This window comes from Candidatus Coatesbacteria bacterium (assembly GCA_014728225.1).
GTDB lineage: Bacteria > RBG-13-66-14 > RBG-13-66-14 > RBG-13-66-14 > RBG-13-66-14 > WJLX01.
In genome coordinates this window covers 1-9308 of the sequence record WJLX01000110.1, presented here as the reverse complement: position 1 = coordinate 9308, position 9308 = coordinate 1, and the positions used below count along the sequence as shown (strand labels likewise).

6 protein-coding genes are annotated in these 9308 nt (G+C 68.7%); 5 read left to right on the top strand and 1 reads right to left on the bottom strand.

Features of this window, described 5'->3' with window-relative positions:
• Positions 1–672: 672 nt before the first annotated feature.
• Positions 673–1572 (bottom strand): hypothetical protein, encoded by a 900-nt coding sequence (locus GF399_07960; protein MBD3400252.1) that lies wholly within the window; start codon positions 1570–1572, stop codon positions 673–675.
• A 174-nt stretch (positions 1573–1746) separates the two neighbouring features.
• Here GF399_07960 and GF399_07955 point away from each other — a divergent pair, with 174 nt between their 5' ends.
• The 5 genes from GF399_07955 to GF399_07935 all read left to right on the top strand — a co-directional run bounded on the left by GF399_07955 (position 1747) and on the right by GF399_07935 (position 9108).
• Positions 1747–3639, top strand: coding sequence for an ATP-binding cassette domain-containing protein (locus tag GF399_07955; protein MBD3400251.1), 1893 nt, complete (start codon positions 1747–1749; stop codon positions 3637–3639).
• The gene (locus GF399_07950; GenBank protein MBD3400250.1) at positions 3636–5771 is read left to right on the top strand and encodes a DUF2723 domain-containing protein; all 2136 of its coding nucleotides are present in this window, start codon (positions 3636–3638) and stop codon (positions 5769–5771) included. Before GF399_07955 ends, GF399_07950 begins: the two co-directional genes overlap by 4 nt.
• A gap of 326 nt (positions 5772–6097) precedes the next feature.
• Positions 6098–7459, top strand: a complete 1362-nt coding sequence (locus tag GF399_07945; GenBank protein ID MBD3400249.1) for a CBS domain-containing protein — start codon at positions 6098–6100, stop codon at positions 7457–7459.
• Positions 7460–7606: 147 nt separating this feature from the next.
• Complete coding sequence (locus GF399_07940) at positions 7607–7876, top strand: hypothetical protein (GenBank protein MBD3400248.1); 270 nt, start codon at positions 7607–7609, stop codon at positions 7874–7876.
• Positions 7873–9108 carry a hypothetical protein gene (locus tag GF399_07935; GenBank protein ID MBD3400247.1) on the top strand — a complete coding sequence of 412 codons (1236 nt, stop codon included), beginning with the start codon at positions 7873–7875 and terminating at the stop codon, positions 9106–9108. The genes GF399_07940 and GF399_07935 overlap by 4 nt, the downstream gene beginning before the upstream one ends.
• Positions 9109–9308: the final 200 nt, after the last annotated feature.

The following is a 9308-nucleotide window of genomic DNA, read 5'->3' as shown; positions in this document are numbered from 1 at the left end:
TCCCAATACGCTCGCCAAGTATTATCGTATCATTGGCGAGCGTATCGCCGCCGATCGGGAGGCCGAGCTGGGCTCGAGCTTCTACTACGACGGCTGGAAGGCCTATTACAAGCTGTCTCATTCAACGGCTTCCATCACAGGTGCATCAACCACGATAAGACCCTGGTTGGCGGCAAGCAACGGCCTTGAGAACTTCCGGGGCTACGCCAAACGCCGGCTAAAGGCCCACCACGGCGGTTTCAAGCGCAACTTCAGTCTCTTCATCAGGGAGATGGAGTTCAGCTTCAACCAACGAAACGAGCCCGGCAGGCTAGACTACCCCAACAACAGCCTGATTGGTCCATGATCGTGTGTGATCCCATGTTCTTATTGTATTGACAGGCATAGTACAGGGTATCTCTGATGAGGTTAACAGAGTCAGGCGGTTGATTAAACAGCCCCGGACCGCCGGTGGCGGTATCGCGACGTTGAAGCCAAAAAGACTCCGCCATAAAACTGAACACAAGGTGCAACAGTCGCTCGCTGCTGACCGTTTCCTCAGAATATGTGTTATATGTAAAGGTCCGTTGCCGTTATGTGATCCCAATATTCAGCGATATCCCCAAATGTCGGGAATCGATGACGGGCGGGTGTGGCTCAGAACGAAACGATCTATCAAGGCGCTGTCGAAGACTATTCTCCCGCGGGTGCCGGGGCGGGGTGGCCGAGATCGACGCCGGGGAGGAAGGTGAACTCTCCGGTTTGGCCGCTCTCCAGCTCCAGCCAACCCAGCCGGGAGTCCTCGCCGCGCTGGATGTGGTAGAGGATCATTCCCGGGGCCCAGGCCGGATAGATCAGCGAGGCCGCCGGGTCGGCCAGCAGGAGCTCGACGGAGCCGTCGTTCAGATCCAGCAGGTAGAGGTCGTAGCTCTCGCCGTCGCCGCGTTTGGAGGAAAAAACCAGTTCCTGGCCGTCGGGAGAGAAGGCGGGGTAGAGGTCGGCGGCAGCGTTGTCGGTCAGGCGGCTTTCCTCACCCGTCGCATCGTCCCAGAGGTAGAGCTCCCAGTTGTCGTCGCGGGTGGAGCAATAGGCGCAGCGCCCCGCGGCATCGACGGCGGGGAAGAGGTTATCGCCCGTCGAGGTCAGCAGCGTGGTCTCGCCGGTCAACAGCCGCCGGCGGTAGATCTGCCAACTCCGCGCACCTTCGGAATGGTAGAACAGCTCGTCGCCGGCGGGGTAGAGGGCGGGAAAGGCCTGCACGCCGGGGCTGTCGGTGAGCTGCTGGACGGTGGCGGTCTTGCCGTTGTCCAGCAGTTGCAGCCGGTAGAGTTCGTCCTCGCCGCTGCGGTTGGAGGTGAAGACCAACTCGCCGCCGTCGGGGGTGGGGTCGGCGTCGCCGTTGAAGGCCGGCGTTTCTGCGTCGAGGGCCGGGGTGGCGGTCAGGGGGAGCGGCTCGCCGTCGGGCAGCTCGATGTAACAAACCTGCCAGCCGCCCTCGAGGCGGGCCTCGAAGAACAGCAGCCCCTCGTAAGCGGCACCGACACAGAGCGTCAGCAGCAGCAGGGCGATCGCGGTTGAACGGTGCGGCGGCATTCGAATTCCTCCCGTGGCGCGAACCGGTGGCTGGGGGTTGGAACCTCGTTAGTTTAGCACGCCGTTGCATTCCGGGCCAGGGGGCGGTTGGCTGTCAGCGCCTGACGGCGCCGCTGGTCAAAGCCGGTGGGGTAGTGCTATCCTTAGGCGGTCGTAATCGCCGGAGCGACGGTCTTGACCACGGACAAAGCGACGAGCAGCGAGTATCCCGAACTGGTCCCCCTGCGGCGGGGCCTGTTCGCCTATCTGCGCTTCTACGGCGGCACCGTCGTCCTGGCGGTCCTGGGCTCCCTGATCGCCGCCGCCCTGCAGGCCGCCTTCCCCATCCTGCTGGGCTGGCTGGTGGACATCCTCGGTGGGCAGGGCGCCCCGGTGCTGGGCTGGCTGGCCGAGCGCGGCGCGGTCGACCCGGCGCGCACCGCCCTGTGGCTGCTGCCCGTGGCGATGGGCGGGGCGATGATCCTCTCCGGCGTCTTCGCCTTCGTCAGCATCTACGCCGCCGACCGCTGCGGCCAGGACCTGGCGACCCGCCTACGCCGCATGTGCCTGGAGCGTCTGCTGACGATTCCCTTCGCCGATTTCATCCGCGCCAAAAACGGCGAGCTGGCCTCGCGTTGCTACGACGGCCCCCGGGCCGTGGCCAAGGTGCCCCAGAAGCTGCGTGGGCTGCTCAAGGCGGGGCTGACGGCGGCCATCGTCGCCGCGATCATCGTCGTCGTCCACTGGCGGATGGCCCTGCTGCTGGCGATCGTCCTGCCGCTGATCGGCCTGTCTGTGGCCTTCTTCAACCGCCACCTGCGGCGCTACGGCCGGCGTTCGGCCGGGGCCGGCGCCGATATCCTCGGTCACGCCGGCGAGCGTCTGGGCGCCGTCGAGCTGGTCAGCGTCTTCGGCGCCGCCGAGCGCGAGGCGACCCTCTTCGACCGCCTGGCCCGCGCCTACTATCGCAACCGCCTCAAGGGCGAGGCCCTGACGACGGCCTTCCGCGGCCTGGTCCAGGTGCTGGTCGGCGCCGGATTGGTGGTGCTGCTGGCCTACGGCGGCGGCCTGGTCCGCGACGGCGTGCTGACCACGGGGGCCCTGTTCGAGCTGATCGGCCTGGTCGCCGTGGTCTTCGAACCGGTCAAGACCCTGACCCGGGCCCGGCTCAAGCTGGCTCCGGCGGGGATCGAGATGGGCCGCGTACTGTCCGTGATCACCTGGCGACCGGGGACGACGCCGGAGCAGTCGTCCCTGGGCGAGGGCAAGCTGCGTCACCTGCCCCGGGTCGAGCTGCTGCGACGGGCCGGAAAAAGCCCGACGGTCCGGCCGGACTCCGCCGCCGATGGACTGCGGGGCCGGCTGGAGTTCCGTGGTGTCGGCTACGAGTTGGCCGAACGCCGCCTCCTCGACGGGGTCTCCTTCACCGCCGAACCGGGCACGCTGACGGCCTTCGTCGGCCCCTCGGGGGCGGGGAAGTCCACCCTGCTCAACCTGGCCCTGGGGCTGCTGGAGCCCACCGAGGGGACGATCCTCCTCGACGGTCGACCGTTGAGCGATTACGAGCGCAGCGCCGTCGCCGCCCGCCAGGCCCTGGTGCCCCAGGAGATCGTTCTCAGCGCGGGCACCGTGGCCGAGAACCTGCGCTTGGCCGCCGAGGGAGCCGCCGACGATGACCTCTGGCGAGCCCTGGAGACGGCCCAGGTGGCCGGGGTGGTGCGTCGCCTGCCCGCCGGACTGGCGGCGGAGGTCGGCGAGCGCGGTCGTCAGCTCTCCGGCGGCGAGGGCCAGCGCCTGGCCATCGCCCGCGCCGTCCTGCGCGACCCCCTGCTGCTGGCCCTCGACGAGCCGACGGCCAATCTGGACGCCGACAGCGAACGCCGCGTCCAGGCGGCCCTCGATGAGATTCTCGGCGGACGCACGGTGCTGGTCGTCGCCCACCGGCTGGCCACGGTGCGTAACGCCGACCGGATCCTGTTTCTCGAAGAGGGGCGGATCATCGAGCGCGGCACCCACGCGGAGCTGTTGGCCCGCGGCGGCCGCTACGCCGAGCTGGCCCGGCTGCAATCCGCCGAGGAGGCCCGATGACGGCTGAGGACGCCCGCCGTGAACGGCTGTGGCTCTGGGGGGTCGTCCTCGCCCTGGCCGCCCTGCGCCTGCCCTTCGTCGCCGGGGAGCTGTTCATCGGCGACGCCCTCGAGCTGGCCGGCGCCGCCGCCCGACTGGGCGTGGCCCACCCGCCCGGCTATCCCAGTCTGCTGGTCGTCGCCCACCTGCGCCAAGCCGCCTGCGGCCTGGCGGGACTGAACCCCGGCGCGGCCTTCAATACCTTGGCGCTCCTTTTCAGCCTGGCCGGAACCGCTTTCTTCTTCAAGACCCTGCGCTCACTCAAACTCGATGCGCCCCTGGCGGCCCTCGGCGCCTTCGGCCTGACCCTCGGCCCCCTGCTGACCTCCCAGGCGCTGACCTTCGAGGTCCACGCCCTCCAGCACCTGCTCCTCGCCCTGAGTCTCTACGCCGCGGTCGGGGTGCTCAACGACGACGGCGACGGACGGCGCACCGTCCTGCTGGGGCTCGCCCTGGGCCTGCTGTTGACCAACCACCTCTCGGCCCTGGTGCTGACGCCCTTCTTCGCTTACGCCGCCTGGCGCGGCTTGCGCACTCGCAAACCCGGCCGCAGGCTGTTCGCCGCGGCCCTGTTCCTCGTCGGCCTGCTGCTGGGACTGTCGGCCTATCTCTACCTGCCGCTGCGCGCGGGTGCCGCTCCGGCCTACGACTTCGGCATGGTCGGCAACGCCCCCAACCTCTGGGCCCACCTGACCGGCAAGACCTACACCCTGCGCCCGGCGGTCGAGCTGTTCGACCCCCGCGTCCTGGCCGCCGCCGGGGAGCTGCTCCTCGACGCCTTCCCCTGGCCCCTGTGGCTGTTGGCCCCCCTGGGCGCCGTGGCGCTCAAGCGCCGCTGCGGTTGGGGCGTTCTCTGGCTCTGGGCCGCCCTGCCGCTGAGCGTCGTTCTCCTCGGCCTCTACGACATCGTCGATCCCCAGGACTACCTGACCCCCCTGGTGTTCGTCGCCGGGCTGACCCTGGCCCTGGGCGCCGGCGAACTCGCCGAGCGTTGGCTGAAGGTCAGCCTACGCCGCCGCCTCGCCTGGAGCGCCGGTTTGCTCCTGCTGCTGCTGTGGGGGCTGGGGAGCGGACTACGGGCCGAGCGTCCCGCCGCCGGCGAGCTTCAGGCCGCCGCCTCCCGCGACGAACTGCGCGATCTGCCCCCCGAGGCCCGCAGCTTCGCCGTGGGCGACGATCTGCTCTTCGGCCCCCTCTACCTCCACACCGTCGCCGACCGCCGACCCGACGTCGATGTCCTGGACTGGCACGGCAACCTCAACCGTGGCGACCTCGGCCCCCGCTTCGCCCTGCTGCCCCCGCCCCAGCGCCGAAGCTGGCTCGAACAGCGCGCCGCAATGTGGTTGGCCGAGGGCCGGCCGACGCGGATCAGCATCGTCGACCCGGCACCGGCCGATCTAATCCGCTCCCGCTCGCGCAGCGGTCTTCACTGGTCCCCGAGTGCAGACCGCTCATGGGACGAGCCGATCTTCAGCCGTCTGGAAACCCGGACCGTCGACCTCGCCGGAACACCCGCCGTCGACCCTTACCTGACCAACGGGCTGGGCTTCTGGGAGCGGCTGCGCTTCCAGCAGGCCCGCCAACTACTGCTCGAGGCCCTGGCCCTGGCGGAGCTCAAGCCCCTCGATCCCCGAGGCCCCCTGCTGCTGCGCCGGGCCGCCGAACTCAACCCCGCCGGCCTCAACCGCTGCCTGCTGCAGAGCGCCGTCGCCACCCTCAACACCTACCGGGCCCTGGCGGCTCTGGAAACCGGCGCGTCCGGGGAACGCCTCGAGCTCCTCCTTCCCGCCCGTCTCGCGGCCTGGGGCGAAACGCCCCCCGTCCGCGAATACGCCGTCGAGCACCCCGTGGCGGCCGCCTACCTCGTTGCGGCCCTTGACGCCCTGGGGGAGGGACTGCTGTTGGACGACGGTCCCCGTTACCTGTTGACAACGGCCCGCAACCTGCTGCAGCTGGGATACCCGACCGCCGCCGCCCGCCTCCTCGAACACGTCGAGGAACACATCGAGACCGACGACCCCGCTCTGAGCGCCGCCACAACCGACCTGCGCGCCCGCCTGCAGTCCCTCGCGCCCCCCGCCGACGCCGATTGACCGCACACCCGCCCTGTGCTATCCTTAAAACTCGACACCCGCCAACTGCGGCGCACCCCCACACCGTACCCCGGCGCCGCCCAACCCCACCACAAGGCGACGATGAACGACCTTCCCAGTACCATCGTCGGAGACGGCGAAGCCTCGTCTCCGACACCCGAAGCCGGCGAACCTCCATCGCCCCTTAGCGGTCGTCCCCACACCCCCGGGGAACCGCAGAGCCCGGCGACCTCTGCTACCACACCGGGCGGCGGACCTCCATCGCCCCCCAACGGACGCGCGATCACCCACCCGGGGCTGAAACACTCGGCAGATCCCCTGACCGCATGGGCCGGCGAGTCTCCATCCCGGATCGATCCACCCCCACCCCCCGCCGCGTATCCGACCTCAACCTCCACCACCGCCCCAACCACCGGTCAGCGATTCGGCGCCGCAGAGCTACACAACCCGCCTATGGTCGCGGAGGTGGTGCGATGAGTTTCCCTTGGACCGACCTCATCCTGCTCGGGGTCAGCCTGCTGCTGGGCTTCGCCGCCAACACCGCCCTGGCCGTCCAGTTGGCCCGCCGCGCCGACAGCCCCTCCACTTTCACCCTGCGGGTCTTCCCCGTCCTGGTCACCCTGGCCCTCACCGGCACCGCCGTCTTCGGCGTCCGCCTGTTTACCGACCTGGTTAAGTTCCCCGGCGAACTCTACGTCGGCCTGCTGCTGGCCGCCGTCGTCAGTGCCGCCCTCATTCAGCTCTGGGCCCGCAACCTCGGCCTCCACGACGGTGACGGCGACTGGCTGCGCAAGGCCCTGATCCCCCCGGCCGTGGTCGTCTGGCCGCTCTGGCTGCTGGTGCGCCTGCTGACCTGGCCCCTGCTGCGCCTGAGCGGCCGTCGCCTCTGCGTCGACGACCCCTTCCTCGTCCGCCTGGATTCCGCCTCCGTCGAGACCGAAAGCGACGAGGTCATGCTCCAGGCCCGGGAGATGGCCCGCCAACTGGCCGACTTCCCCGAGAAGACGGTCAAGGAGGTCATGGTCCCCCGGATCGATGTCTTCTGCCTGGACAACGAGACCTCGATCAAAGAGATCATCGACGAGGTCGGCCGCCGCGGCTACTCCCGCGTCCCCGTCTACCACGAGACCATCGACAACATCCGCGGCGTGCTCTACGTCAAGGAACTGCTGCAACTGGACGACCCCCAGAGCGAGCGGGTCCTGGATGAGGAGTTCCTCCACGATCCGATCTTCGTTCCCGAAACCAAGCTGATCGGCAACCTGCTGCGCGAGTTCCAGTCCTCACGCACCCAAATGGCCGTGGTCGTCGACGAGTACGGCGGCACCGCCGGCATCGTCACCCTCGAGGACATTCTCGAGGAGATCGTCGGGGAGATCGAGGACGAATTCGATGAAGAGCAGGAGATGATCCAGGCCCTCGACGACGGCGGCTGGATGATCGACGCCCGCTACGACATCGGCGAACTCAACGAGGAACTGAAGATCGAGCTGCCCGACGAGGACTACGAGAGCCTGGGGGGCTTCATCATCGCCCAGCTCGGCCACATCCCCAAGCCGGGCGAAGTGATCGTCGCCGACGGTTTGCGCCTCGAGGTGGTCCAAGCCACCCCGCGCCGCGTCGGCCTGGTCCGTCTGGTCAGCGTGCCCGCCGCGGACACCGCCGGCGACGCCGACGAAGAGGCCTGACCAACGACTCCCGCAGCCCCGTTCCGAGCGGACCCTCCGGGGTCCGTTCGTCGCAGCGGCGACCAGACCGACCTCGACAGCCGACCCCCGATGGGCTAAAATAACCATGAACCGCCCTCACCGGCAGAGCCACCCACCCACCATACGATGCCCGCCTTCCACCACCAGGTCAAGTGCCCCTTCTGCGAGCCGGGTTACGGCGTCGAGAGCCATCTCTCCATCCGCTACAACCCGGCGCAGCTGGGCTATTTTATCTGCGACAACCCCGCCTGCGGACGACGCTTCCGCCTCGAGGACCAGGGGATGTTCCTCGTCTACTACGAAGACTTATCCGAGAAAAACGTGCTGACCCTCGGCCACCTCACCGGCGGCGTCGTCCGCCCCGGCGCACCGACGCGCGGACGGAGGAAACATTGAGGCTTCGCTGGCCGGCCGTTCTCGCCCTGTTCCTCAGCGTCGCCCCGGGGGTCCGGGCGGCGGCGGTGCTGCAGCTCGAATGGAACGGCTCGCTGGACTATGGCGCCCTGGGCTTTTTCGAAGACGCCTTCAGCGAACTCGATCCCGCCGAGACCCGCCTGGTGGTGCTGCGCCTGTCCTCCGCCGGGGGACGCCCCTGGGCCGTTGAACAACTCGTCGCCCTGATCCGGGAAAGCGAGATCCAGACGGCGGTCTGGGTGGCACCGGCGGGAACCCGGCTGGCCGGACCAGCCCTGGCCGTCGGCTGGGCCGCCGATTATCTCTTCGGCGCCCCGGGCGCTACTTTCGGCGGCGACGGCACCCTGTCGACCAAGGTCGGCGAGGAGCTGCGCGATGTGGACGAAAGTCATGTCGACGAGGTGCTGGCGCTGCTTCCGGAAACCATCGACGGCGGTTGGGCGGCCCTGCTCTCCGCCGGGTTCATCGAGTTCGGTCCCGGACAGTTGCGCACGCGGGGCCTGGCCGATGGAACGGCGAACAATCTGACCCAACTGATCGAACTGGTGCGCCACGACACCGCCCAGCTACTAACGATCGAACGCCGCGAAACCGGCCTGCTGTGGCGCGGCCTGTCCCATCTGGCCCGCCCGACGACGGCCTTCCTGCTCTACCTGCTGGCCATGCTGGCCTTCAGCTTCAGCGCGGCCCACCCCGGCGGCTACTTCTCCCTGATCGTCGGCGGCCTGTTCCTCCTCGTCGCCCTGGTGGCCTTCGCCTACTTGCCGACCTCAGCCCTCGGGCTGATCCTGATACCCGTCGGAGTCGGACTGGTCACCGGCGACATCTTCCTGCGCAGCCGGGGCCTGGTGGCCTTCCTGGGGCTGGCGGCGACATTCTTCGGCGGCCTGTTTCTCTTCTATCCCAACTGCGTCGCCGTCGATACGGCGATCCTGGTGCCCGCCGTCCTGGTGACCGGCGTCTTCTACATGTTCGTCTTCTCCGGCGGCCTGCTGACCTATCTCACCGACCGCCACCACCAGCTCTCCGCCCTGCTCAACCGCCACGGAGTGGCCCTGAACCGCCTGAGCAAGCACCGCCGGGGCTGGGTGATGCTGGGCGAAGAGCTCTGGCGCGCCCGCTCACCGCAACCGATCCCCCGTGGACTGGCCGTCCGCGTCACCGACGTCCAGGGAGCGACCCTGATCGTCAGCCCCCTGCGCGGAGCAGAGTGAACCGTGACGCCCCGCCCGCTGAAACAACCTACCCCTTAGAACCCCCCACCTCGCCCCACAGCTAATCCGCGGCCGGGAGCCCTTTTTCCCGAAGACCCTGCGCGACCGACCCGCTGCTGAAGAGCCGCGCCGGAACTGGCACGGTTTTTGCGGAGGCGGACCGTTATCGTCGTCCGTAACGGTCGCCAAGATGCAAAAAC